The following is a 25350-nucleotide window of genomic DNA, read 5'->3' as shown; positions in this document are numbered from 1 at the left end:
TTATCTATGAAAAAATTTACGATCATCATCCTACTTATAACAGGATTTGTAGGTAATAGTCAGCGAGCAGTTTTCGATGATTGGTTTATTGCAGGTGGATTTAACGCTGTCAATTCATTAGGAACATTAAATCCATTTGAAAGTCCCGGAGACTGGATGTTTAAAAATCCGTTCACCGTTTCTGCAGAACGTCAATTTGCGCGCGACTTTAATTTTGAATTTGCTTTAAACCTTAATGGCATCAACCAGGGAGAACGTTTTGACCCTGTTCCAGCAACAAGTGATTTTACATACATCTCATTTGACACCAATGTTAGGTATAACTTTGGAAGATTAATCTTTCGCCGTGGTTATGATAAAATAGATTTCTCTGCCATTGGGGGAGCTGGATTTTTTAGGATTGACGGCTCCAACCTATCATTTAATCTTGGGGGAGCAGCTCTTTTTTGGCTGAACGAAAACAACACCTTCGGACTTCGACTTCAGGTTGTAGGTAAATTTGCCCTTAATAATGACTCCAGTGGTTTTGAGAATAACCACTATCAATATGGGCTGCACGCTGTTTGGCGTTTATAATGCTTCCTTTAATTTAACCACCGTACCTACTGAAGTTTAACATGCGTTCTACGTAGTGGTATATGTCTGGGAATCGCCTCTGGAACTCAGAAGGAGTTTCAAAATAACATTCGATTAATACCGCAATAAATTCCACCTCATTGTTGAAAGCATATGCTCTAAAGTAACTGGTTTGGACCAAGTTTTGTCTCAATTCCTCATGGCTCTTCAGAAAATTCTTGAGGCTATGGAAACCTTCATTATATATCTGTGAACTAATATCAGAACTAAAATGGCATTTAATATGGAGAACATGACTTAATTCATGAATACCAAGGTTTAAATTGTCATTACTAATATCATATCCATTTAAAAAATCAGGCCAGGAAAAGACTAGCGTTTTATAGGCTGGGCTATACTCACCCTTATGCAGATCACCACCTCCCAACTCTGAATGATATGGTCCAGGGTACAAGATAATATTCTCCAGATTTGGAAGTGAATAGTCTCTAAAGCCAAATGAAATCATTACAGCAGTAGCTGTAACTAAGACTCGCATTTCATCTGTTAAAACAAGTGCCTCTCGAGGATGAAACAAAAACTGTTCCTTCAAGTTTGCTACCCTATGCCTAAAGCGTTTCTGTTGTTTTAGGTTAAGAGAAGTATAAAAAGAAAATTTGGTTTCCAAAACAGCAATCTCACGCGGTTTTAGTTTCTTTCTAAGAAGAATTGAATAGAGGAAAAAAGGACGATGAATTCGTTCGGCAAACTGCTGCTCTGCAAATATCCACAAACGACTGAAAACCACTAAGAACATTCCCAAAAAAAAGAGAATCAAGAACACCGTTCTTAATATGGGGTTCATTTCCTGAAGAACAATAGAGAAATACATCATAAAAAAAGGTTCGTAAATATAACGAACCCTATTTTGTGACCTCGAAGGGATTCGAACCCCCAACCCTCAGAGCCGAAATCTGATATTCTATCCAGTTGAACTACGAGGCCATTATTTGTGCTTAGGCTAATTTAGATTTAACTATTGCGGCAATAGTTTTGCCATCGGTTTTACCAGCAAGTTCTTTATTAGCTAAACCCATAACCTTGCCCATATCTTTCATACTATTGGCTCCAACTTGGTCGATTATTTTTGTAATAACGCCCTGTACTTCCTCCTCACTCATTTGTTCTGGAAGAAATTGAGAAATAACTTCGGCTTGTAATAATTCTGGTTCAGCCAGGTCGGATCGATTTTGCTGAGCAAATATCTCCGCACTATCCTTCCGCTGCTTAACTAATTTTGATAGAATTTTTATCTCATCAGCTTCCGTTAATTCCGCCCCACTTCCAGAAGTTTGAGCCAATAAAATCTCAGATTTAATAGCTCTTAATGCCTGAAGTGCCATTTGGTCTTTATCTTTCATAGCTACTTTCATAGCAGTCATTACATCCGATTGTAAACCCATTGTATAAATTTATAAGAGCACGAAGATAGTAAAGAAATGCAGTTTATAAAACTTAAAAAGCCCTGACAAATTAAGATTTATCAGGGCTGACATATACATTTTATATACGCTAATCTACATTGTCATGTAAGAACGAATTATTGCTACGTAATTGCAAGTCGTCGTTATCATCCGTTCCTAAAGACATTCTAGAATTACTAGTTTCAGAGGAATGTTGGGTATTTTCCAGATTTACACCTTGTCGTTTATAAGCTGGCTCTTTCTCAATCTCGTCAATCTTAGCATTATTGAATTTATAATTAAAATCCTTCATCATTCTCCTGCGCTCATCAGCTCTGGCCTTCATTAATTCTGAAATTGGTGTATTAAAAGGGTCAATCTCTTCTGGTTCATTAGACGTCTCTTCAACTGGAAGGGTTTTCTTTTCAAAAACCACCTCCTCCTGAACCTTAGTCTCAGGACTCGAAGCTGAATTCAAAGATGATTCAAACGTTTCATAGTCCTCTAAAGTATACCGTTTTTCACCTTCTTCATTAGCCTCAGTAATAGGAATAATTTCTACAGGCTCATTAACGGACATATCTTTAACATCTTCGTCTAATTGAAACAGGATCTTCTCATCAGAAGATTCCTCCTCATTACTTTTAGAAATAGGCAGATCGAAAGTTAAGGTTATCTGTTCTTCTGCATCTTTCACGTCTTTTGTTTCATTAAGCTCGACTTGATTGGTAGATATTATGAAATCTTCAACTGGCTCGATTATATCCAATACTTCATCGTAAATGACATTCATATTTCTTAACTCATCAGTTGTAGTAATAAGTTCATCTTCAGCTTCTTCTATATCCTCCTCAAGTGTATGAATGATCTTTTCAGATTCAGTTTCCAAAACAATATCAGGTGTGATTATAGCAGGTTCAGCCTCAATTTTGCGCTCGTCTGAATTCTCTTCTTCTAGAGAGTGTATAACCTTTTTAGCTTCAGTATTTGACAATTCGTTTTGTTGATCTTGATCAAAACCAGTAGCTATTATTGTTACTGAGATAGATTCTTCTAATGCTTCATCTTCACCTACCCCCATTATAATATTGGCACCATAACCAGCTTCATCCTGAATATGATCATTAATTTCGCCTATTTCATCAATGGTAATCTCCTGAGATCCAGAAACGATTAATAAAAGCACATTTTTAGCACCGGTGATTTTATTGTCGTTAAGTAATGGAGAATCAAGAGCCTTCATTATGGCCTCCTGGGCTCTAGTTTGTCCGGAAGCAGTTGCAGACCCCATTATGGCAGTGCCACTATTACTCAACACTGTTTTAGCATCTCTCAAGTCAATATTCTGAGTATAGTGATGTGTAATTACTTCTGCAATTCCCCGAGAAGCTGTAGCAAGGACCTCGTCTGCTTTTGAGAACCCTGCCTTAAATCCAAGATTTCCGTACACCTCACGAAGTTTATTATTATTAATTACAATTAAAGAATCTACATGTTGCCTAAGGTTATCGATACCGCGTTGCGCCTGATGGTTTCTCATTTTCCCTTCAAACTGAAATGGCATAGTTACAATTCCAACAGTTAAAATGTCTAGTTCCTTAGCCATCTTAGCAATAATTGGTGCTGCTCCTGTACCTGTACCACCACCCATGCCAGCGGTAATAAATACCATCTTAGTATTTGTGTCCAGCATGCGTCTAATATCCTCTAAACTCTCCACTGCAGCCTGCTCACCAACATCAGGATTAGCGCCAGCACCTAGACCTTCAGTTAAATTTACACCTAATTGAATTTTATTGGGAACGCCACTATTTTGTAAAGCCTGTGCATCGGTATTGCAAATAACAAAATCAACACCTTTAATTCCTTGATGAAACATGTGATTGATAGCATTACTTCCACCACCGCCAACACCAATGACTTTAATAACATTAGATTGGTTTTTTGGAAGATCAAATGCGATATTCTCAAAATCGTTATTGTTGCTCATATTGACTGATAATTATGGGGTTTTTGGACTAATTAATTATTCTGCGTTATCTAAAAATTCTTTTACTCGTTCTGTTAATTTATCTAAGAATGACTTGCGTTCTTTTGTGGTTTCTGTAGCCAAATTCAATTCATCAACAACGTCCGTTTCATTAGAATCTGATTCAGCAAGTTCACTCTCTTGATTAGTAAGCTCTTTCTGCTCTCGTTCTTTTCGTTTTAAGCCATCCATAACTAAACCAACTGCTGTGGCATATAAAGGACTGGCTATTTCTTCATCACTATCACCGGCAATATGCTCATTAGGGTAACCAATTCTAGTATCCATTCCAGTGATGTACTCTACTAACTGTTTTAAGTGTTTAACCTGGCTTCCACCGCCCGTTAAAACAATTCCAGCAATTAGTTTTTTCTTTTGCTCCTCATGTCCATAGTTCTTGATTTCAACATAAACCTGTTCGATGATCTCAACAACACGAGCATGGATAATTTTTGAAAGATTTTTTAAGGTGATTTCTTTGGGGTCACGTCCTCTAAGTCCGGGGATAGAGACAATTTCATTGTCTTTATTTTCCCCTGGCCAGGCTGATCCAAATTTTATTTTCAGAAGTTCAGCTTGTTTTTCAATTATAGAACAGCCCTCTTTAATATCCTCTGTAATCACATTACCACCAAAAGGTATAACCGCTGTATGTCTTATAATACCATCTTTGAAAACGGCCAAATCAGTAGTACCCCCACCAATATCTATAAGAGCTACTCCTGCCTCTTTCTCCTCTTGACTAAGCACTGCATTAGCTGATGCCAAAGGTTCCAAGGTTATGCCTTCAAGATCTAATCCAGAACTTTTAACACATCGCCCAATATTTCTAATAGAAGATACCTGACCAACTACCACATGAAAATTAGCTTCTAAACGGCCACCATACATTCCAATAGGCTCCTTAATTTCTGCTTGTCCGTCGACTTTAAACTCTTGAGGTAATACATGAATAATTTCCTCTCCAGGTAGCATCACTAATTTATGGACCTGGTTAATCAATCGGTCAATATCCGATGCATCAATTACCTGATCAGAATTTGGTCTGGTTATGTAATCACTGTGTTGAAGACTTCTAATGTGTTGTCCTGCAATACCAACAGTCACTTCTTCAATTTGTTCCGATGCACCTGCCTCGGCCTCTTGAACCGCCTGTTGAATGGATTGGATCGTTTGTGTAATATTGTTTACCACACCCCGGTGAACCCCTAAACTTTTGGATTTTCCAAGACCTAAAATCTCTACTTTGCCATATTCATTTTTACGGCCTATCATAGCAACAATCTTTGTTGTTCCTATGTCTAACCCTACGGCAATTGACTGTTTATCCATGACTTACTTTTTGGTACAAATCACTTGACTTGTAAACCTTAGATTTAATTTGCTGTAACTATCAATTATATTGTCCTTAAGAGCTTTCTGGTAAAAGGCTTTAAGGTTGTTAAATTTTGTTTGTAACGCTGTGGTATCACCAAGTTCAATAATTATGTTGTTGGTTCTTAACCTGAGTTTAAAATCCGAGTTAGAGTTTTGATGAATTTCTGTAATGTGTTCTTTTAAAAACTCATCTTGGTCTATATGTTTGGCAATCACATACACCCCCTTTAAATCCGATTTGTTTATGTTACCTGTAACTAATGGAACTCTTGCTGAATAATTTTCGGATAATGGCATCCACGATCCCATTTCGTCAATGTAAAAATTCTCAGAAAGCACTCTAGCCAGAGGTTTTTTCTGTTCTATTTCAGCATAAATTTCACCATCTACTGACATGTAAACGTCTGCTGTTTTGATCATTTCGTTAGACTTTAGGGCAGCCTCTAACTCGTTCAAATCTATAATTCTTTTGGCCTTATCTGTAACCCCCTCTTGATTTTGTATTAACAATTTACTAACAGAAGATTGGGTAATAAACATGGTGTTTTCACCATAAAATTCAACATGAATATCAGTTACATTACGATCTCTGTTCTTCCAATTGGAAAATGCAAAAAGTGTGGATGAAATAAGCACCAAAAAGATCAGTTTTAGTATGTTGAATCTAGACTTCACTTAGTAAGGCCTTTTTAATTTTTCCCACTTCCTCTCCTATATCACCAGCCCCCATAGTAACAAAGACTCTGGGCATTGAAGTTATAATATCTTCTATCATTTGTTCCTTGGTACAAAGTCGTTTATTCTGATTTTCGATTTTACTCAGTAACCAACTAGAACTCACGCCTTCAATGGGTAATTCCCTTGCTGGATAAATATCCAATACTATGAGCTCATCAAACTGCGATAAAGCCTGTGCAAAATCATCAGCAAAATCACGAGTTCGCGAGAACAAATGCGGTTGAAAAACAGCAGTTATTTGTTCATCTGGATACATTTCACGCAAGGCATTATACACTGCATTAATCTCTTCAGGATGGTGTGCATAATCATCCACATAAACCAAATCATTAGTTTTTATATGCGTCGTAAACCTTCTTTTAACCCCTTTAAAAGATGCTATACCCTTGGCGAGCTGCGGCTGAGGGAGGCCATATTCTGCAGTCATCGCCAAGGCTATTATTGCATTCGACAAATTATGTCTACCAGGTAGGTTAAATTTGAATTGTTCGAATAAACCAGTTGGAGTCTTAAAGTCAAAGACATAAGATCCATCTACTATTCTAATATTTTGAGCACTGTAATCAGCGTTATCTTCTATTCCATACGTTATCCCGTCAATAGGAAGTCCGTTTTTAACAAATAATCTTCCTTGAGGTTTGATACACTTGGTAAATTCCAGAAAGGATGCCTTTATGGCTTCATCACTCCCGTAAATATCTAAATGGTCAGCGTCCATGGAGGTGATACAAGCATAATCTGGGGACAGGTTTAAGAAGGAGCGATCAAATTCATCGGCCTCCACAACCGAAATATCGCTTCCATTTAGAATTAAATTAGAGTCATAATTCTCACTAATACCTCCTAGAAAAGCTGAAAAGGATACATCACACACCTTTAATAAATGTGCTAGAATTGAAGTTGTGGTTGTTTTTCCATGGGTTCCTGCAACAGCAAAACAAAACGTTTGACGTGTTACCTCACCCAGAATAAAAGCCCTTTTATGAACCTGAAACTTGTTGTCTTTAAAGAAATTAAATTCCAAATGAGAATCAGGGATGGCAGGTGTATAAACAATGAGTGTTGTATTTGGGTCTTTAAAACTAACTGGGATGGATTCAATAGCATCTTTAAAATGAACCTCAATTCCTAAATTAATAAGGTTTCTGGTAATGTCCGTCTCTGTTCGGTCATATCCTGCTACGATCTTACCTGTCGAATGGAAATACAGGGCCAGGGCACTCATACCAATTCCCCCTATTCCAATAAAATATATATGACTAAACCTACCGAGCTCCACTACCTTAATAATTTTTCGATTTCATCAACAATGTCTTTTGTTGCTCCTGTCTTAGCTAAAAGCCTTATGTTGTCAGAAAGTTGTTTCCTTAAATCTTCGGATTCCAAAAGATTCGAAAATATATCTTCAAAAGTTTCGTCTAACTCTGATTCCGATATGTAAATAGCTGCAGATTTATCTGCAATAGCCTTGGCATTTTTGGTCTGATGATCCTCAGCAACATTAGGCGATGGAATGAATAAAACAGGTTTACCAATAACACATAGTTCTGATACCGAAATGGCTCCAGATCTAGAAATTATAATATCAGCCGCCGCATAAGCGGTCTTCATATCGTCAATAAAAGGCATGACAGACACCCCTTCCATTTGATTGTATTTCCTGTAATCATCGTAATAAAAAGAGCCACATTGCCACAGCAATTCAATTTGCTTTTCACTGATGAAAGAGAGGTGCTCTTCAATTAATTGATTTATTCGCCTGGATCCTAAACTACCTCCTAAAACAAGCAAACAATGTTTTCCATGAGACAGTTTTAAGGCATCCTTGGCCTGAACAGAAGTCATTTCATTATAAGCCAGATCCTGACGAATTGGATTTCCTGTCAATATCACCTTATCTTTTGGAAAATATGCTTCCAACCCTTCATAGGCCACACAAATAACATTGGCTTTCTTAGCTAAAAGTTTATTGGTTATTCCTGGGAACGAATTCTGCTCCTGAATTAATGCCGGAATCCCATTCCTTATCGCAACCTGCAGTAAAGGCCCACTAGCAAAACCACCTGTACCAATAGCGACATTTGGTTTAAAGCTTTTGATTATGGATCTTGACCTCCATAAACTTGAAACCAACTTAAATGGAAACATCAAGTTCTTTAGGCTTAGTTTTCGCTGAAGACCAGATATCCAGAGGCCTTCAATTTTGTATCCTGCCTTAGGTACTTTCTCCATCTCCATACGATCACTGGCACCAACAAATAAAAACTCAGCATTAGAATAGCGCCGTTTAAGCTCATTGGCTATTGCAATGGCCGGATAGATATGGCCTCCAGTTCCCCCACCAGATAAAATAAAGCGATATGTACCGTTACCTGAACTCAATAATTTAAATCGTTTCTGATAATATTTCTAAGGGGTTTTCATCCGATTGTTCCGCCTCTTTTATTTCTTGTCGTTTAGCACTTACACTAAGTACAATTCCAATTGCCATACAGGTCATCCAAATAGAGGTTCCACCACTACTAATGAGTGGCAACGTTTGCCCTGTTACCGGGAACAATTCAACAGCTACAGCCATATTAATTAATGCCTGAAATACTATGGGTAACCCAACACCTAATACCAATAATTTCCCAAACACTGTTTCCGCATTCTGAGCAACGATAACAAGCCTAAATAATAACCAGGAATACATGATAAGAAGGAAGAGACCACCAAAAATCCCATACTCTTCTATAATAATGGCAAATATGAAATCGGAGGATGACTGCGGTAAAAAGTTCTTCTGAATACTTTTTCCTGGACCAACTGGTGTGATACCTGTTGCAATAGCAATCTTCGCACGTTCTATTTGGTAATCTTCTACGGTCTCTGAATCATCTGCAAAGCTTTCGATCCTGCTCATCCAGGTATCGACGCGATTAGGCATAGCCTCAGGGAATGACTTAGCCACCAGAATAAAAAAGACTAACCCCATTAATCCGGTGCCCAATATTAAAAGTAAATACCTGATGGGATACCCCCCAATAAAAGCTAAAAGCATCACCATAGTGAAAATGATAGCCGTTGTTGAAAAATTAGCGGGTAGGATGAGCGCTAACACCAAAAAAACCGGCACCCATAAAGGAAGAATTGTTTCCTTAAAAGAAACAGTCTTAGTACTTATTTTAGACAAATATCGCGCCACATACACCATAAGAACCAGAGCAGCTAAGGTGGATGTTTGAAAGGACATCCCAATAATTGGGATTTGTATCCATCTACTTGCATTGGCACCGTCTATAGTGGTCCCCTGAAGAACCGTAATGATCAACAAGACTAGTACAATAGGCAGCATAACCATTGAAAGCCCTCTAAAATATTTATAAGGTACCTTGTGCATGGCAAACATAATCGCAAAGCCTAATAACAGGTGCATAAAATGCTTAACGAAATAAGAAAAAGTATTGCCCGCACCACTAGTGTAAGCCAAATTACTAGCAGCACTATAGACTGGTAAAAATGAAAAAATTGCCAACAGAGTTGCAATGGCCCATATGAGCCGATCACCCTTTATTTGTTGGAATAGGTTCATCGTGTCCTTTTATAGATTTCTTACTGCTTCTTTAAACTGTCTTCCGCGATCCTCATAATTGTCAAACAAATCAAAGCTTGCACACCCTGGTGATAGCAAGACGTTGTCTCCTGATTCTGCAATTTTGTATGCGATTTTAACCGCCTCACTCATAAACTGTGTTTCCACAATAATATCAACCATGTTACCAAAGGTTTGCAGAAGTTTCTTATTGTCCACACCAAGACAAATGATTGCTTTTACCTTCTCGTTGACGAACGGAAAGAGTTCCTTATAGTCATTTCCCTTGTCTTCACCTCCTACAATCCACACCGTAGGAGCATCCATACTCTCTAATGCAAAGTAGGTCGCATTAACATTAGTGGCTTTAGAATCATTTATGTACTGTACCTTATTAATGCGGAGTACCTGTTCTAATCGATGTTCCACACCCTGAAAGTTTTCTAAACTTTCCCTAATGGTTTGTTTTCTAATTTTAAGTAAGTTGGCTACGGTAGATGCCGCCATGGCATTCTTAACATTGTGTTTCCCGTCCAAAGCTAGATTTGTTGTTGGCATAATTATCTGGTTATTAGCTATCGTTATAATAATTTTATTGTCTTTAAAATAAGCCCCTTCATTCAGTTCATTTGTTAATGAAAAGGGCATTTTCTTTGATTGAATATTGAATTTTGGAAGCCACTTAGAGATGACCGGATCATCAGCGTCATAAATAAAATAGTCTTCTTCGGTCTGGTTTTGGGCTATTTTAAATTTTGAAGCGATGTACTTTTCAAACTGATAATCGTAGCGATCCAGATGATCTGGAGTTATATTGGTTAATACTGCGATATGAGGCCTGAATTCAAACGTACCGTCTAACTGGAAACTACTTACTTCAATGACATAATTGGCTAAGTTGTTTTCAGCTACAGATTTAGCAAAACTATCCCCGATGTTTCCTACCAATCCAACTTCCATTTCATTCTTTAAAATGTGGTGTGTTAAAGATGCTGTGGTTGTTTTGCCATTACTTCCTGTAATTGCTACCAAATTGGCTTTAGTGTATTTTGAAGCAAATTCAATTTCGGAAATCACTGGAATCCTCCTGGATTTTAATGACTTAACCAATGGGACATTATCAGGTATTCCGGGACTTTTCATTACCAAGTCAGCCGTCATAATACGATCAATATCATGCTTCTCTTGCTCCCATTCAATCTCATGATGTTTAAGAACGTTTTTGAATGACTCCTTTATGAGTCCTTTATCAGAAACCAAGACCTTAAAGCCTTTTTGTTTTCCAAGAATTGCAGTACCTACTCCACTTTCTCCTCCGCCAAGAACCACTAAGCACTGCATCTCTTTCATTCCTTCTTTTTAATTCCTAGTTATCAACACTACCGTACCTTTAAGGTGACAATAGTTATAATGGCTAGTAATATCCCAACAATCCAAAATCGAGTTACAATTTTGCTCTCGTGATATCCTAACTTCTGATAATGATGATGCAAAGGGGACATTTTAAAAATTCGCCTTCCTTCACCGTATTTTTTACGTGTATACTTGAAATAACTTACCTGCAGGACTACCGAGAGATTCTCAGCTAGAAAAATTCCACATAGCAAAGGAATCAGCCATTCTTTTCTAACAGCAATCGCAATCACTGCGATTATCCCGCCAATTGTTAAACTACCTGTGTCCCCCATGAAAACTTGAGCTGGATAGGTATTGTACCAAAGAAACCCAATCAATGCTCCAACAAAGGCAGTGATGTAAATTGTAATCTCCTCCGCTCGTGGTATATACATGATATTCAGGTATTCAGACAAAATGATATTACCAGAAACAAAGGCAAAAATTCCTAGCGTCAGTACAATAATTGCGGAGGACCCAGCAGCCAATCCGTCTATACCATCAGTAAGGTTAGCACCATTAGAAACAGCAGTAATAATGAAAATTGCCGCAAGAATAAATACTACCCATGAATATGCTTTTAAGGCTGGATCAATCCATGTAATGAGATCAGCATAATCAAATTCATTGTTCTTAACAAAAGGAATGGTGGTCTTGGTAGATTTGATCTCATCTCCAAACAATTTGGATCGTGCTATTCTGGGATCTTCCTCAAGGAGTCTTTGCTGCTCAACTAAAGGCAACTTTTCTTTCATGGTTACATCACCACTAAAAAACAATGTTGCACCAACTATAATACCAAGCCCCACTTGACCAAGAACCTTGAATTTTCCTTTAAGTCCTTCTTTATCGTTTTTAAACTTCTTAATGTAATCATCTACAAAACCAATGGTTCCCATCCATAGAGTTGTAACAAGAAGTAGGATGATATAAATATTGTCCAGTTTCGCCATTAGAAGTACCGGAATAACTGTAGCCATTATAATGATAAGACCACCCATTGTTGGTGTCCCTGCTTTTTCAACCTGACCTTCTAATCCAAGATCCCTTATAGTTTCACCGACTTGCTTCTTTCTTAGAAAATTGATGATTCGCTTTCCATAAATTGTTGAAATCAATAATGATAAAATTATTGCCACTGCCGCCCTGAAGGTGGTGTATCCAAATAGAGATGCCCCCGGAAATTGGAATTTTTGTTCTAAATATTGAAACAGGTAGTACAGCATTGATTGTTTAGTTCTTTGTTGCTTTAATTAATTCTCTGAATTTCTTAGTTCGTTTAATAATTCGTTTACAATTTGAAAATCATCAAAGTGCGATCGCACTCCATTAATCTCCTGATAGTCTTCATGGCCCTTACCGGCAATGAGAATTATATCGTTTGGATTAGCCATTTTACAAGCCGCTTTTATAGCCTGCTTACGATCAACAATCGATAAGGTTTTCTTGTTATCCTGAGGCTCAACTCCATTCTCCATTTGATCAATAATTGACTGAGGATCCTCAGACCGAGGATTATCACTCGTAAAAATGACTTGCGTACTTAAGGCGGCAGAGACCTGCCCCATTTTGGGTCTTTTATCAGCATCCCGGTCTCCACCACAACCAACAACAGTAATTAGAGCTTCATTGTTGGTCCTGATCGTATTTATAGTTTGTAATACATTTTTAAGAGCATCAGGTGTGTGGGCATAATCGACTACTGCCGTTATGCCCTCATTTGAAACCATGTATTGGAATCGACCACTGACGCTCTCTAACTCACTAATAATTCTGAGACTATCTTCTTGGGGCAATCCAAGCAGATCAGATGCTGCATAAATTGCCAATATGTTATACGCATTAAAATCACCAACTAATTTTGTCCAAACTTCATTTTCGTCGAGCTTCAAAAGCAACCCACTAAATTGGTTCTCAAGAACCTTTGCTCTGTAGTCGGCATAATTCTTTAAAGCATAGGTATACTTTCTTGATTGGGTGTTCTGAAGCATCACCAATCCATTTTTGTCATCAGTATTTACTAGCGAGAATGCGCTTTTTGGGAGCTTATCGAAAAGCTCCTTTTTAGCATCTCTATAAGCAGCAAAAGTCTTGTGATAGTCCAAATGATCATGAGATAAATTGGTGAATATGGCCCCTTCAAAAACAAGACCTGAAGTACGTTTTTGATGAATGCCATGTGAACTGGCTTCCATAAAGCAGTATTCAACACCAGCCTCATTCATTTTCTTCAGATAGTAATTAATGGACAGGGAATCTGGAGTAGTATGAGTGGCGTCAAATTCCTTATCATCAACCATAATCTTAACTGTTGAAAGCAGTCCTACTTTATAACCTGCTTTTTTAAACAACTGATACAATAAAGATGTAACTGTTGTTTTTCCATTGGTTCCTGTAACACCAACCAGCTTCAGATTCTGAGAAGGATTCTCATAATAATTGGCAGCCAAATATGCCAGTGCTTCGTTACAACTTACCACTTGCACATAGGTGATATTCTCTTTAATTATTTCAGGAAGGCGTTCACATATAATGGCTGATGCGCCAGATGTAATGGCTTTTTCAATGTAGTCATGACCATCTACCTGAGTTCCAACAATGGCCACAAAGACATCATTAGAGCTTACTTTACGCGAATCGAATTCTACTTTAGCAACCTCTAAATTCGTTGAGCCTGTTACGGCCTCGATATTTACCTTATACAATAAGTCCTTTAACAACTTCATGAGGCCTCTAACACTACAGTTTGATTAGACTTTAGTTTTTTATTCTTTGCAACAGATTGTTTCTTTATGACCCCACTCCCTTTCAATTCAACATTTACCTCGACGTCCATATTTTCCAGCAGTGACAACGCATCCATGGCTGACATACCTCTTAGATCGGGCATGATGGTTTTGTACTTATTGGCATAGGCCATATAGGCATCATAATCCTCATCATTTTGCCCATCATCAAATTCTAAGCTTTTTAATTCATCTATAATGGGAGTATCTGTGTAGATTTTTTGGGCAATTCTTTTGAAGACGGGACCAGATACATCGGCGCCATAATAACCCACTTCAGTACTTGGTTTATGAATGACTACGATACAACTGTACTTTGGATTATCGGCAGGGAAATACCCAGCAAATGAAGAAATATATCTTGGGTTATCTGCCCAGTCAGCCATTGCGTATTCCACTCGTGCTGTGCCAGTTTTTCCGGCCATAGAAAAAGTTGGTGAATACAACCGTTCACCTGTTCCCCTAATCACGACATTCTTAAGAATATCTTGCATTTCATACAAAGTCTCATCTGAACATATTTTCTCAACCAGTACCTCCTTATCAAATACCTCAATGTCCTTATCAAACTCCTTAACGGCTTTTATAAATCTTGGTTTAATTAATTCCCCATCATTGGCAATAGCATTATAAAACGCTAAGGTTTGCAATGGTGTAAGGAGCAGGTTATAACCATAGGCTATCGACGGTAATGCATTTTTACTCCAGTTTTTATCACCCGGTTTGGGGATATTTGGGATTCCTTCGCCTTTTAAGGATACACCAAGTGGTTGGTTAAGTTTCCAGGATTCAAGCCTGTTTATAAATTTATTAGGGTCTCCCGCATAATTATCATCAATGATGGTTGCCAGTCCAATATTAGAGGAGACCTCTAAGGCCCGAGCAGCTGAAATCTCACCATATCCCCCTCTTCGGGAATCATGAATGTATCTGCCATAAAAACGCTTTCTTCCTTTTTTGGTATCTACTACTGAAGAGGTATCAATCAAACCATCTTCAAGGACCGCCATCAGTGCCATGACCTTAAATGTAGATCCTGGTTCATGGGATTCCCAAACAGCATAGTTGCGTTTTTCGTAATAAGAACCTTTATCTGTCTTGGCAAGATTGGATATAGCCTTAATCTCGCCAGTTTTAACATCCATAACAACCACACAGCCATGTTCTGCTTCATACTTCTCTAATTGCCCTAAAAGCGAATGATGAGCAATATCCTGGATATTTACATCTATAGTTGTATAAACATCCAATCCATCTTTAGGTTCCACTTCATTCGCATCACTTATAGGTTTCCATTGACCATTTCCAATTTTTTGTTTAAGTCGCTGACCATTTACACCTCTAAGGTATTTCATGCCAAAAGCCCCATCTATACCGGCCCTTGAAACATTACCTTCTTCATCAAAACGCTCATAACCTATCGATCTTTCAGCTATACCGCCCATGGGATGTTCTCTTCGGGTGGTTTGCTCAACAATAAGCCCTCCTTTTATCGCCCCATATTTGAGTAATGGAAAATTTCTAAAACGGATGTAATTATAGTAACTAATGTTTCGCGCTAAAAGAAAGTACCGGTTTTTGTTTTTCCTTGCCTTTCTAATACTCGATTCATGGACCATTGCTGGCTTTCCAGTAAAGACAGATAAGGAATCACACAAGGCTTTGATGTTAGCCTCAAATACCTTTTGCTTTGCCTGAATAGCGTCCAATCGAATATCGTATTTTGGAATCGAGGTTGCTAACAGACTACCATCCGCCGAGTATACATTACCTCGATTGGCGGGTATCTCAACATTTTTTATAGTGCGTTTTTGGGCAAGCGACCTGTACTTATCTCCATTGAGGTATTGGATACTACAAATCTTAAACACCACCGCAAGGGCGAACACAAACATGCATCCTGAAACAAAATACAAACGGTTTAATATGTTTTGATCTGTGGTTGCCAACTAATTATTCTGTGAATTAATTCTAATTTTCTTAGGTGGAATTTCCGAAATCACAATTCCTTTACTTTCTACTTTTTTTATAATGGTTGACTCCATTTTCAGGCGCATCAATTTTGATCTTCCATCTACAAAAGCAGATCTGAGCTCTTTAACATCATTACTCAGCTTTGCTATTTCATATACTTTCTGGTCAGCGCTATGAGCACTAGCAATCATTACAATTGCCAATCCAGAAATAAAAAGGATTACCCTCCAGTTTTTAAACGAATCATCACTGATTAGAAATTTTCCCTTTAAAATGCTGTAGATGTTTTTCTTCATACTAGATGCGCTCTGCTATCCTCAATTTGGCACTACGTGCCCGGTTATTAATTTTAATTTCTTCCTGGTCTGGCACAATTAGTTTTCCAACCTTTTTGAAAGGCACTTCATAATTCCCAAACATGTCTCTTTCTGGTTCTCCATCAAACATGCCGTTTCTAATGAATCGCTTCACCAATCGATCTTCTAAAGAATGATAAGAGATGATACTAAGACGACCACCCTCATCGAGCAATTGAACCGACTGCCCTAACAGTTCTTTCAAAGCTTCAATCTCCTGATTGACTTCAATACGTATGGCTTGATAAATCTGAGCCAAAATCTTATTCTCTCTTTTTGGAGGTAAAAACCTTCTGAGAATCTCTTTTAGTTGCGTACTTGTTCGTATAGGCTCTTTTTCGCGGAATTGAACAATGGTTCTTGCCATAGCTGGAGCCTGTCTTAATTCTCCATACTGAAATAAAACAGCTCGTATCTCCCCTTCACTGTACTCATTAATGACATTGAAAGCAGAGAGCTGATTAGAACGATCCATCCTCATATCAAGATCAGCTTCAAACCGGATCGAAAAACCACGTTCAGCTACATCAAACTGATGCGAGGAAACTCCAAAATCAGCAAGTATCCCATCTACTTTCTTAACTCCGTGAAACCTCAAAAATTGCTTGATATACCTAAAATTTTCAGGAATTAACACAAATCGGTCGTCATCAATAGCATTGGCCTGAGCATCCTCATCTTGATCAAAGGCGAAAAGTCTTCCGTCTGCTCCTAGAGCTTGTAAAATAGCCCTACTATGACCTCCCCCTCCAAAAGTTACATCCACATAAACCCCGCCTGGTTTGATAGCCAGACCTTCAACTGTTTCGTTTAACAATACAGGGTTATGGTAGCTCATGGTCAATATCATCCTGTCCCATTACTTCTTCGGCCAAGTCCGCAAAATCTATGGTGGCATCATCAATGGCCTGTTCGTATTTATCCTTATCCCAAATTTCAACTATGTTCACAGCAGAAGCCATTACAATATTTTTTGTAATACCGGAAAATGCCAACAAATCTTTTGGAATCAATAATCGTCCCGAAGCATCCACCTCAAGGATCTTAACACCTGCAGTGAACCTTCTTATAAAATCATTGTTCTTTTTGTTGAATCTATTGAGTTTATTAACTCGTTTCATCAATACCTCCCACTCAGACATTGGATATAGCTCAAGACAAGGTTGAAACACTGCACGTTTTAAAACAAACCCCTTATCTACAACAGGCGAAAGTTGTTTTTTGAGAGGAGCAGGGATCATTAAACGCCCTTTAGCATCTGCTTTACATTCGTATGTCCCAATTAAAGTGTTCAATGTTAGTAGATTAATCCTCGCCCGATTATAAAATCAAATATATCGAAAAATTACCCACATTATACCACTTTCTCCCACATTTGTTGATAAGTTTTCCACCCATCTCCTAATTGCCAACATCCAATTGCTTTTTATTCATTTAAAAAAAGCATGTTTTTTTAAGGAAAATTGTCAGCATTAAGGCCTTACAGAGAATATTAGAATGGACTTGTTTTCTAAAGGATTTAGTTATATTTGTTTTTAACAATAACCACAGACCTCTACATGAAGCACCTTCTTAAGCAGGAAAATGACTTTAGTTATATTGAATTAGGTGAAGGCACCCCAATCATAGTATTACACGGTCTTATGGGTGGATTAAGTAATTTCGATTCCGTAACCCAATTCTTTAGTAGTAATGGCTATAAAGTACTAATTCCAGAGCTACCTATCTACACTATGTCTTTATTAAAGACCAATGTGAAAAACTTCGCCATCTATCTCAAAGATTTTATTGAACACAAAGGATTTGATGAGGTGATTTTATTAGGAAATTCCCTTGGTGGCCATATAGGTTTGTATCACACTAAAATGTTTCCCGAAAAGGTAAAGGCCTTGATCATAACAGGTAGTTCGGGATTATATGAAAGTGCAATGGGCAGCGGTTATACAAAACGCAGTGATTACGAGGTTATTAAGAAAAAAGCACAAGATGTATTTTATGATCCAGCCGTAGCCACAAAAGAAATTGTTGATGAGGTCTATGCATCTGTGAATGATCGAAATAAGCTTGCTAAAACTTTAGCGATTGCCAAGAGTGCTATTCGACAAAATATGGGCAAAGATCTTCCCAAGATGCACACTCCAACCTGTATTATTTGGGGCAAGAATGACACTGTAACACCGCCTGAAGTGGCCGAAGAGTTTCATGAAAAACTCCCAAATTCAGACTTGTTCTGGATCGACAAATGTGGTCATGCTGCCATGATGGAGCATCCAGATGAATTTAATGTTATTCTAAAATCCTGGTTAGATTCTAAGGGGTTTTAACCGACTATCTTACTTATAAAATTAGAACGCATGGAAATCAAATCGGCTGAGTTTGTAATGAGCAACTCAGATGTTTCTAAATGCCCTTCTCAACCGATACCTGAATATGCCTTTATTGGCCGTTCAAATGTTGGGAAATCCTCATTGATTAATATGCTTACCAGTAGAAAGAATCTGGCCAAAACTTCCGGAAAGCCAGGAAAAACTCAGTTGATCAACCATTTTATAATCAACAAAAACTGGTATCTAGTGGATCTTCCTGGTTATGGTTATGCAAGGGTATCAAAATCCTCAAAAAAAGAGTTTCAAAAGTTTATCACTAACTACTTTGAACAACGTAAGCAATTGGTCAATGCATTTGTGCTTGTAGATATCAGGCATGAGCCTCAAACCATAGACTTGAATTTCATGATGTACCTAGGTGAGCAAGGGATTCCTTTTGGCATCATATTTACAAAGGCAGATAAACTCAAACCTGAAGCCATTGAAAGGAATATTGAAATATATAAAGCTAAATTATTAGAAACTTGGGAATCGCTTCCACCGTACTTTATTACCTCGTCGTCAAAATACGTGGGCAAGGAGGAGTTATTAAATTTCATTGATGATACTAACAAAGAAATTACGCAATTACAGAGACCCTAAGTCTTAACATCAAATGCATCTCTAAGTGCATTTCCTAAAAGCATAAAGGACATCACAAGAAGCATAATACAAACTCCAGGAATTATAGCTAGATATGGTTGTCCCAAAATGATATAGTTGTAATGATCACGAATCATACTTCCCCAACTTGCAACAGGAGGTTGGGCACCAATACCAAGAAAACTTAAACCACTTTCAATTAAAATAGCAGCGGCAAAATTGGCCGCACAGATAACAATTATAGGCGCCATAATATTTGGAAGTATGTGTTTACTAATAATTCTAAAATCCTTGAAACCAAGTGCTCTGGCCGCTGTGACATACTGCATTTCTTTTACAGACATGATCTGACCTCTTACTATCCTTGCAACTTCAACCCACATTGTTAAACCCACAGCTATAAATACTTGCCAGAATCCTTTGCCCAAAGCTAGAGTTATGGCAATAACCAATAACAAGGTTGGAATGGACCAAGTAACATTTATAACCCACATAATTATTGCATCCCACTTTCCTCCATAATACCCAGCAATACTGCCCATCAACAGGCCTAAAACAAGGGATATAAATACTGCAATAAACCCAATACCGAAGGATATTCTAGATCCGATTAAAACACGACTTAAATAATCTCTTCCATATTTATCAGTTCCAAACCAGAATCGCTTTGTTTTAATTAAATCTGTAGCAAGTACCTTATATTCAGACAGGTTAATGGACTTTTCATCCTGAATACCTAAATCACTAAACTCAGTATAGTATAATACGTCCCCTACTGATCGATAACTGTCAATTGGCACTTCTGTAACCGTACTCGTTGAACCCAAAAATAACTTTGATAATAGGGATTGGGAGTCTAAGTCTACAACCTCAGTGGAGCCGGGCATAGTTAAAATATCTACCGTAAACCCAGGTGGTTTGGAATGAATTGATAAATGCATTTGATTAGCATTAGAACTACTGTCGGGTGCTAATACATAAGCAAACAGCGCTGCAAGTCCCACCAAACAAATAATTGCAAAGCTAAAAACGCCCCAAAAATTTTGTTTGAATTTTTGAAGCGCTATACTGGTAAGTGAACCCGAAGGCACAGTCATTCTTAATATTATTCTTTTACTGTAGTAGCAAGGTTATTTTTGATCTTGTAGGTCATTTTTAAGTCTTGTAAGACATTAATTGCCTCATCAACATAAACATCTCGACTTAAAGCTTTATGCCAACGACCTCTCTTTTCCTTTAAGACTGTATCCTGTTCCATTAAAGCAATTTCGTAGGGTAGCGATTCAAAGGTTAGGTTATTTTGATACTCCGTAATTTTATCAAAGCGCTTAGCATAGTTCTCGTTAGCTTCAAGTCGCGCCTTATAATCATCATATTTCAATGAGAATTCATTATTCTCTCTTATATCGTTAATCCACTTAGCGTTTTCATCAATTAGTTTTAATTGCTCGTTATCCGCCATACGGGCGCGACTCTTTTCAATTGTTGCCTCGTAATCAAAGTAGTTTTCCCACTCTTCATATTCGGCAGCATCAATCTTATCCCAAGCCATAGGACTGTCATAAGTACGCTCACCAATTCCAATATACATGTAACGATCCGGTACAACAATATCACTTTTAACCCCTTCCAGTTGGGTTGAACCACCATTAATTCTGTAATATTTCTGGGTTGTAAATTTAAGTGCACCCATATCGCCACCAGAGCTATTTCTAACCATTCTGTTTAGATCCAACACCTGCTGAACCGTGCCCTTACCATAGGTTTGTTCACTTCCTAAAACAATAGCTCGTTTATAATCTTGCATAGCCGCAGCCAATATTTCTGACGCAGAAGCAGATAATTCATTGACCAATATTACTAATGGACCGTCCCAAAGGATAGAATTATCCTTATTGCTTAGGACTTCTTTAGGCTCACCAGTGGTTTTTACCTGAACAACTGGACCGTTTTTAATAAATAGCCCAGCCATATCAACAACTGTTTGTAACGACCCTCCGCCATTATCTCTCAAATCTATGACAAGTCCTTGCATGCCTTGTTCCTTCAGACGTTCAATCTCTTTCTTCACATCTGACGCGGCATTACGCTTATTGTAATCTTTTAAGTCTGCATAAAAGCCCGGTAGATTAATAACTCCATAATTCTTTCCTTCCTTTTCAACAATAGAAGATTTGGCATAGGTCTCCTCTATTTGTACCACATCCCGTGTAATTGTAATATCTGATATTTCACCATCAACCTTTCGCACAGTTAAGGTGACTTTGGTTCCTTTTGGGCCTTTTATAAACTTAATAGCATCGTCCAATCGCATACCAACTACATTTACAGGCTCAACTTCATCTTCCTGACGCACTTTGAGGATTTGATCTCCAACTTTAAGATCATTCTGTCTCCAGGCTGGTCCACCGCTAATGATTTCATTAACAGTTATAACATCCATTCGCTTTTGAAGACGTGCACCTATGCCTTCGAATTGACCCGTCATTCTTACATCAAAACGTTCTTTTTCTTGTGGTGCAAAATAAAATGTGTGTGGATCAAATTCTTCAACAATAGCGTTGATATAGACGGCAAACCAATCATTACGCTGCCTCTCATCTATAAATGTATAAAGCTCTTCTAAAGAGCGCTTGGTCGTTTCTCTGGCTTCAGCCTCGTAATCAGCTTCGCTTTTCATATTTTCAGCAACCGCTTTTTCTTGGTTGGCTGAGGTGGCAAATCCAGGGTTTTCTTCTAATGAATTTCTCAAGTTCAGAGCATCATCATAATTGGCAATGGTTGAAAATTTTAGTTGTTGTCTCCAACGCTCTTTCATTTCGCGCTTGTTCTTTACAAACTCCAACGCCTCATAGTCAGTAGAAAATGTTTCATTCTTAGAATAGTCAAACGGTTTATCTAAAATTTCCACATAACGCCCCTTTGACTCTTCTATTCTTTGAAGCAACCTGTCATGAGTCAAATTAAAGAATGTAAGATCATAGGTTTTTATTTGATCATCAATCTTCAACTTATAGGCTTCAAATTCTTTAATATCCGATTTGTAGAAATAGCGTTTAAACGGATCCAGTTGTTCCAGGTAATCATAGAATACCTTTTCAGAAAACTCATCATTCAAATCCTTTGGAGAAAAATGCCCTTGTTCTAAAACATAGGATATCAATTGAACTAGTAGTTTATCTCTATCAGGATTGTCAAAAGTTTTGGTAGTAAAACTGCATGAAGCAAACGCTATCAGCATTGCCAGCAACATAAATTTAAATTTCCCTTTCATCATAGTTCTCGTTCTTAATAGGTTAAGTAAAAGGCTTAATTCCACTAAAATAGAGGAAAAAACCATGCTACAAAAAATATGCGCTACTAATTTTGTGTTAAACCAAGGCCCTTCCTTACATCCTAATGAATTTAGTAATTTAGCCCTGACTTAAAACTAAGTGAATTATGTCTCAACGCCCCTTAATTTTAGTAACTAACGATGATGGTATAACCGCTCCGGGATTACGGAAGCTAATTTCCATCATGAACACCCTTGGAGAGGTTGTAGTAGTAGCCCCTGATAGCCCTCAAAGTGCTATGGGTCATGCCATTACCATCAATTCCACACTATACCTTGAGGCCGTTACTATAGATGATGGACCACAAAAAGAATACAGTTGTTCAGGAACTCCTGCTGACTGTGTTAAACTTGCTGTCAATGAGATTTTAGACAGGCGTCCAGACCTATGTGTTTCAGGAATTAATCACGGATCCAACTCCTCCATAAACGTCATTTATTCCGGAACTATGAGTGCTGCTCTTGAAGCAGGAATTGAAAGTATCCCAGCCGTAGGTTTTTCGCTTTTAGACTATAGCTGGTCAGCGAATTTTGACGCTTGTGAGGCCTTTGTTAAAAAAATTGCCACCAACGTTTTAAAAAATGGCCTCCAGGATGGTGTGGTCTTAAACGTCAATATTCCAAAACTGGATAAAGACCATATAAAAGGTATTAAGGTGTGTCGTCAGGCAAGAGCCAATTGGAAAGAGGAATTCGACAAACGTACCAATCCCATGGGGCGCGATTACTACTGGTTAACTGGGAAGTTTATAAATATGGATCACGGTGAAGACACTGACGAATGGGCCCTTGAAAATGGTTATGTTTCCGTGGTTCCTGTTCAATTTGATTTAACCGCTCACCATAGCATACAACAACTAAACACCTGGGATCTCAAATGATAAGAAAAGAAATTTTCAAAGGCTTTCTTGTAGGCTTAATAGCCACAATTTTTGGACTCGTCTTCGCCATCCAGATCTTTGGTAGTTCAGATGACTATACTTTAGTTGTTAAGCAAGCTATTCAGCAAGGCTTTCTTGGAAAACTCATGAGTATCGGGGCCCTACTAAATCTTGGAGCCTTCTTTATTTTTTTGAAGAAAAAACAAGATCATCGGGCAAGAGGAGTGCTTATTGCTACCATATTAGTACTGCTATTCACTCTTGTCATTAAATATTTTAGTGAATGAAATATTACCTCCTTGCTGGTGAAGCCTCTGGTGACCTTCACGGTTCCAATTTAATGAAGGCACTGCTCAAAGCGGATCCTGAAGCCAATTTTAGGTTCTGGGGTGGAGATCTAATGCAAAACGTTGGTGGCACATTGGTACTGCACTACAAAGAGCGATCGTTTATGGGCTTTTTAGAAGTTCTCATGAATCTGGGCAAAATTCTTGGACTTATCAAATCTTGTAAAAAAGACATTGCCAGTTTTAAGCCTGATGTAATCATCTTTATTGACAATTCAGGTTTTAACTTACGAATTGCCGAATGGGCTAAGAAGGAAGGTTTCCGCACAAATTACTACATATCACCTCAGGTTTGGGCATCACGCGCCGGACGTGTAGAAAAGATTAAGCGCGATATTGATGCCATGTATGTCATTCTACCCTTTGAAAAGGCTTTTTATGATAAATACAATTACGAGGTGACTTTTGTTGGACATCCATTAATTGATGCTATTGCCGAATTCAAAACAGAAAAACAAGATCAATTTCGAGCTAAACACAATCTGGACGAACGACCCATTATTGCTTTATTACCCGGCAGTAGGAAACAAGAGATCAATAAGATGCTAGGGGTCATGCTGGAAATGGTAGATCTATACAAGAATTATCAATTTGTAATTGCCGGTGCACCAAGCCAAAGTCATGAGTTTTACGAATCCATTATTGGATCTCAAGATGTGAAATTTGTTACGAATGCCACCTATGCTTTGCTGGAACAATCCCATGCAGCCCTGGTAACTTCTGGGACAGCTACCTTAGAGACTGCCTTATTTAAAGTACCACAAGTGGTCTGTTATAAAGCCAATGCCATTTCTTATTACATTGCTAAAAAAATCATTACCCTTGACTATATTTCTCTAGTCAATCTTATAATGGACAAAGAAATTGTAACCGAGCTTATACAGCACGACCTAAACAAAACAAGGCTTCAAAAAGAATTAGAGGCAATTTTAAATACTAACAAACGCCCCGAAATGTTAGCCAATTATGATCAACTCATCGCAAAACTAGGTGGAGAAGGTGCCAGTAAGAATGCGGCAGAACATATTGTGGCCCGATTAAAAGCCCCTAAATGATCAAACAACTTGGATTCCTCCTACTTTTGTTGGCAGCACTCCAGAGCTGCTCATCTTCTAAATCAAAAGTCAACAGTAGTTCCAGTGGAAATCTTCCTGTTAAAAAAGAACGTAGTATAAGTAAAGAGACTGCTGCCGTCATTAAATCTGCCAAACGCTATAAGGGCACTCGGTACAAATACGGTGGAGATTCCAAACGCGGCATGGACTGTTCAGGCTTGATCTACGTTTCGTTTGAAGACAACAATATTAGCGTGCCCAGAACGACCTCAAAACTGCGCTCATTTGGCAACTGGGTGGATCTTAAAGATGTAAAATCCGGGGATCTAGTATTCTTCGCCACTAAAAAAAACAGCCGAAAAGTTAACCATGTTGGGATTGTTACCGAGGTGCAGAATGGAGATTTGAGTTTTATCCATGCCTCCACTTCAAAAGGGGTTATTGAGTCCAGGCTTTCAGAACGCTATTGGTATTTTGCTTTTGTACAAGCTAGACGTGTGATGTAGGATTTTTAGTA

The 25350-nt window shown here is 38.1% G+C and carries 24 protein-coding genes and 1 tRNA gene; 7 read left to right on the top strand and 18 right to left on the bottom strand.

Annotated elements, in window-relative coordinates; all coding sequences use genetic code 11:
• The first annotated feature begins 6 nt into the window (after positions 1 to 6).
• Positions 7 to 576 carry a hypothetical protein gene (locus DN064_RS03445; protein WP_157962216.1) on the top strand — a complete coding sequence of 190 codons (570 nt, stop codon included), beginning with the start codon at positions 7 to 9 and terminating at the stop codon, positions 574 to 576.
• 13 nt (positions 577 to 589) lie between these two features.
• Here the strand turns inward: DN064_RS03445 and DN064_RS03440 are convergent, their stop codons facing one another.
• The 16 genes from DN064_RS03440 to mraZ all read right to left on the bottom strand — a co-directional run bounded on the left by DN064_RS03440 (position 590) and on the right by mraZ (position 17542).
• Positions 590 to 1450: a zinc-dependent peptidase gene (locus DN064_RS03440; RefSeq protein ID WP_115461198.1), complete on the bottom strand. Its 861-nt coding sequence runs from the start codon at positions 1448 to 1450 to the stop codon at positions 590 to 592.
• Between the two features lie 36 nt (positions 1451 to 1486).
• Positions 1487 to 1560: transfer RNA gene (locus DN064_RS03435), tRNA-Arg, on the bottom strand.
• 11 nt (positions 1561 to 1571) lie between these two features.
• On the bottom strand, positions 1572 to 2018 hold the full coding sequence (locus DN064_RS03430; protein ID WP_115461197.1) for a GatB/YqeY domain-containing protein: 447 nt from the start codon (positions 2016 to 2018) through the stop codon (positions 1572 to 1574).
• 109 nt (positions 2019 to 2127) lie between these two features.
• Complete coding sequence (gene ftsZ / locus DN064_RS03425) at positions 2128 to 4008, bottom strand: cell division protein FtsZ (protein WP_115461196.1); 1881 nt, start codon at positions 4006 to 4008, stop codon at positions 2128 to 2130.
• A 36-nt stretch (positions 4009 to 4044) separates the two neighbouring features.
• Positions 4045 to 5379 carry a cell division protein FtsA gene (ftsA, locus tag DN064_RS03420; protein ID WP_115461195.1) on the bottom strand — a complete coding sequence of 445 codons (1335 nt, stop codon included), beginning with the start codon at positions 5377 to 5379 and terminating at the stop codon, positions 4045 to 4047.
• A gap of 3 nt (positions 5380 to 5382) precedes the next feature.
• Positions 5383 to 6099 (bottom strand): cell division protein FtsQ/DivIB, encoded by a 717-nt coding sequence (locus DN064_RS03415; protein WP_115461194.1) that lies wholly within the window; start codon positions 6097 to 6099, stop codon positions 5383 to 5385.
• Positions 6089 to 7441, bottom strand: a complete 1353-nt coding sequence (gene murC, locus DN064_RS03410; protein WP_115461193.1) for a UDP-N-acetylmuramate--L-alanine ligase — start codon at positions 7439 to 7441, stop codon at positions 6089 to 6091. The genes DN064_RS03415 and murC overlap by 11 nt, the downstream gene beginning before the upstream one ends.
• On the bottom strand, positions 7441 to 8544 hold the full coding sequence (gene murG / locus DN064_RS03405; protein WP_115461192.1) for an undecaprenyldiphospho-muramoylpentapeptide beta-N-acetylglucosaminyltransferase: 1104 nt from the start codon (positions 8542 to 8544) through the stop codon (positions 7441 to 7443). Before murG ends, murC begins: the two co-directional genes overlap by 1 nt.
• A 4-nt stretch (positions 8545 to 8548) precedes the next feature.
• Positions 8549 to 9736, bottom strand: coding sequence for an FtsW/RodA/SpoVE family cell cycle protein (locus DN064_RS03400; RefSeq protein ID WP_115461191.1), 1188 nt, complete (start codon positions 9734 to 9736; stop codon positions 8549 to 8551).
• A 9-nt stretch (positions 9737 to 9745) separates the two neighbouring features.
• Complete coding sequence (murD, locus tag DN064_RS03395; protein ID WP_115461376.1) at positions 9746 to 11077, bottom strand: UDP-N-acetylmuramoyl-L-alanine--D-glutamate ligase; 1332 nt, start codon at positions 11075 to 11077, stop codon at positions 9746 to 9748.
• A 38-nt stretch (positions 11078 to 11115) separates the two neighbouring features.
• Complete coding sequence (mraY, locus tag DN064_RS03390) at positions 11116 to 12357, bottom strand: phospho-N-acetylmuramoyl-pentapeptide-transferase (protein WP_115461190.1); 1242 nt, start codon at positions 12355 to 12357, stop codon at positions 11116 to 11118.
• 27 nt (positions 12358 to 12384) lie between these two features.
• Positions 12385 to 13857 carry a UDP-N-acetylmuramoyl-L-alanyl-D-glutamate--2,6-diaminopimelate ligase gene (locus tag DN064_RS03385; RefSeq protein WP_115461189.1) on the bottom strand — a complete coding sequence of 491 codons (1473 nt, stop codon included), beginning with the start codon at positions 13855 to 13857 and terminating at the stop codon, positions 12385 to 12387.
• Positions 13854 to 15812 carry a penicillin-binding protein gene (locus DN064_RS03380; RefSeq protein ID WP_115461188.1) on the bottom strand — a complete coding sequence of 653 codons (1959 nt, stop codon included), beginning with the start codon at positions 15810 to 15812 and terminating at the stop codon, positions 13854 to 13856. The genes DN064_RS03385 and DN064_RS03380 overlap by 4 nt, the downstream gene beginning before the upstream one ends.
• A 54-nt stretch (positions 15813 to 15866) precedes the next feature.
• Positions 15867 to 16187 (bottom strand): FtsL-like putative cell division protein, encoded by a 321-nt coding sequence (locus tag DN064_RS03375; protein ID WP_115461187.1) that lies wholly within the window; start codon positions 16185 to 16187, stop codon positions 15867 to 15869.
• A 1-nt stretch (position 16188) separates the two neighbouring features.
• Positions 16189 to 17097 carry a 16S rRNA (cytosine(1402)-N(4))-methyltransferase RsmH gene (rsmH, locus tag DN064_RS03370; protein ID WP_198659396.1) on the bottom strand — a complete coding sequence of 303 codons (909 nt, stop codon included), beginning with the start codon at positions 17095 to 17097 and terminating at the stop codon, positions 16189 to 16191.
• Positions 17072 to 17542, bottom strand: coding sequence for a division/cell wall cluster transcriptional repressor MraZ (mraZ, locus tag DN064_RS03365; RefSeq protein ID WP_115461186.1), 471 nt, complete (start codon positions 17540 to 17542; stop codon positions 17072 to 17074). Before mraZ ends, rsmH begins: the two co-directional genes overlap by 26 nt.
• 264 nt (positions 17543 to 17806) lie before the next feature.
• Between mraZ and DN064_RS03360 the strand changes: the two genes are divergently transcribed.
• Positions 17807 to 18571 carry an alpha/beta fold hydrolase gene (locus DN064_RS03360; RefSeq protein WP_115461185.1) on the top strand — a complete coding sequence of 255 codons (765 nt, stop codon included), beginning with the start codon at positions 17807 to 17809 and terminating at the stop codon, positions 18569 to 18571.
• 30 nt (positions 18572 to 18601) lie between these two features.
• Positions 18602 to 19216 (top strand): ribosome biogenesis GTP-binding protein YihA/YsxC, encoded by a 615-nt coding sequence (gene yihA, locus DN064_RS03355; protein WP_115461184.1) that lies wholly within the window; start codon positions 18602 to 18604, stop codon positions 19214 to 19216.
• On the opposite strand, the gene DN064_RS03350 is transcribed toward yihA, so the two are convergent.
• Both DN064_RS03350 and DN064_RS03345 read right to left on the bottom strand, forming a co-directional pair.
• Positions 19213 to 20313: an ABC transporter permease gene (locus DN064_RS03350; RefSeq protein ID WP_115461183.1), complete on the bottom strand. Its 1101-nt coding sequence runs from the start codon at positions 20311 to 20313 to the stop codon at positions 19213 to 19215. The genes yihA and DN064_RS03350 overlap by 4 nt on opposite strands.
• An 8-nt stretch (positions 20314 to 20321) precedes the next feature.
• The gene (locus tag DN064_RS03345; protein ID WP_115461374.1) at positions 20322 to 22490 is read right to left on the bottom strand and encodes a carboxy terminal-processing peptidase; all 2169 of its coding nucleotides are present in this window, start codon (positions 22488 to 22490) and stop codon (positions 20322 to 20324) included.
• A 167-nt stretch (positions 22491 to 22657) separates the two neighbouring features.
• Between DN064_RS03345 and surE the strand changes: the two genes are divergently transcribed.
• The 4 genes from surE to DN064_RS03325 are packed head-to-tail and all read left to right on the top strand — an operon-like array spanning position 22658 to position 25339.
• The gene (surE, locus tag DN064_RS03340; protein WP_115461182.1) at positions 22658 to 23431 is read left to right on the top strand and encodes a 5'/3'-nucleotidase SurE; all 774 of its coding nucleotides are present in this window, start codon (positions 22658 to 22660) and stop codon (positions 23429 to 23431) included.
• Positions 23428 to 23718, top strand: a complete 291-nt coding sequence (locus DN064_RS03335) for a hypothetical protein (protein ID WP_115461181.1) — start codon at positions 23428 to 23430, stop codon at positions 23716 to 23718. Before surE ends, DN064_RS03335 begins: the two co-directional genes overlap by 4 nt.
• Positions 23715 to 24833 (top strand): lipid-A-disaccharide synthase, encoded by a 1119-nt coding sequence (gene lpxB, locus DN064_RS03330; protein ID WP_115461180.1) that lies wholly within the window; start codon positions 23715 to 23717, stop codon positions 24831 to 24833. Before DN064_RS03335 ends, lpxB begins: the two co-directional genes overlap by 4 nt.
• Positions 24830 to 25339, top strand: coding sequence for a C40 family peptidase (locus DN064_RS03325; protein ID WP_115461179.1), 510 nt, complete (start codon positions 24830 to 24832; stop codon positions 25337 to 25339). The genes lpxB and DN064_RS03325 overlap by 4 nt, the downstream gene beginning before the upstream one ends.
• The last annotated feature ends 11 nt before the right edge of the window (positions 25340 to 25350 follow it).

This window comes from Winogradskyella aurantiaca, assembly GCF_003362725.1.
In the GTDB taxonomy this organism is placed as follows: domain Bacteria; phylum Bacteroidota; class Bacteroidia; order Flavobacteriales; family Flavobacteriaceae; genus Winogradskyella_A; species Winogradskyella_A aurantiaca.
The sequence above is the reverse complement of the archived record's forward strand: the minus strand, read 5'-3'. Positions and strand labels throughout refer to the sequence as shown.

Excerpts from the sequence above, each read along its gene's own strand:
- DN064_RS03350 (WP_115461183.1), bottom strand. The coding sequence starts at position 20,313 with ATGACTGTGCCTTCGGGTTCACTTACCAGTATAGCGCTTCAAAAATTC.
- yihA (WP_115461184.1), top strand. The coding sequence starts at position 18,602 with ATGGAAATCAAATCGGCTGAGTTTGTAATGAGCAACTCAGATGTTTCT.
- DN064_RS03380 (WP_115461188.1), bottom strand. The coding sequence starts at position 15,812 with ATGTTTGTGTTCGCCCTTGCGGTGGTGTTTAAGATTTGTAGTATCCAA.
- ftsZ (WP_115461196.1), bottom strand. The coding sequence starts at position 4,008 with ATGAGCAACAATAACGATTTTGAGAATATCGCATTTGATCTTCCAAAA.
- DN064_RS03440 (WP_115461198.1), bottom strand. The coding sequence starts at position 1,450 with ATGATGTATTTCTCTATTGTTCTTCAGGAAATGAACCCCATATTAAGA.
- DN064_RS03375 (WP_115461187.1), bottom strand. The coding sequence starts at position 16,187 with ATGAAGAAAAACATCTACAGCATTTTAAAGGGAAAATTTCTAATCAGT.
- DN064_RS03385 (WP_115461189.1), bottom strand. The coding sequence starts at position 13,857 with ATGAAGTTGTTAAAGGACTTATTGTATAAGGTAAATATCGAGGCCGTA.
- lpxB (WP_115461180.1), top strand. The coding sequence starts at position 23,715 with ATGAAATATTACCTCCTTGCTGGTGAAGCCTCTGGTGACCTTCACGGT.
- DN064_RS03400 (WP_115461191.1), bottom strand. The coding sequence starts at position 9,736 with ATGAACCTATTCCAACAAATAAAGGGTGATCGGCTCATATGGGCCATT.
- DN064_RS03445 (WP_157962216.1), top strand. The coding sequence starts at position 7 with ATGAAAAAATTTACGATCATCATCCTACTTATAACAGGATTTGTAGGT.
- DN064_RS03345 (WP_115461374.1), bottom strand. The coding sequence starts at position 22,490 with ATGAAAGGGAAATTTAAATTTATGTTGCTGGCAATGCTGATAGCGTTT.
- surE (WP_115461182.1), top strand. The coding sequence starts at position 22,658 with ATGTCTCAACGCCCCTTAATTTTAGTAACTAACGATGATGGTATAACC.
- ftsA (WP_115461195.1), bottom strand. The coding sequence starts at position 5,379 with ATGGATAAACAGTCAATTGCCGTAGGGTTAGACATAGGAACAACAAAG.
- DN064_RS03325 (WP_115461179.1), top strand. The coding sequence starts at position 24,830 with ATGATCAAACAACTTGGATTCCTCCTACTTTTGTTGGCAGCACTCCAG.
- murD (WP_115461376.1), bottom strand. The coding sequence starts at position 11,077 with ATGCAGTGCTTAGTGGTTCTTGGCGGAGGAGAAAGTGGAGTAGGTACT.
- DN064_RS03335 (WP_115461181.1), top strand. The coding sequence starts at position 23,428 with ATGATAAGAAAAGAAATTTTCAAAGGCTTTCTTGTAGGCTTAATAGCC.
- rsmH (WP_198659396.1), bottom strand. The coding sequence starts at position 17,097 with ATGATATTGACCATGAGCTACCATAACCCTGTATTGTTAAACGAAACA.
- DN064_RS03360 (WP_115461185.1), top strand. The coding sequence starts at position 17,807 with ATGAAGCACCTTCTTAAGCAGGAAAATGACTTTAGTTATATTGAATTA.
- DN064_RS03430 (WP_115461197.1), bottom strand. The coding sequence starts at position 2,018 with ATGGGTTTACAATCGGATGTAATGACTGCTATGAAAGTAGCTATGAAA.
- mraY (WP_115461190.1), bottom strand. The coding sequence starts at position 12,357 with ATGCTGTACTACCTGTTTCAATATTTAGAACAAAAATTCCAATTTCCG.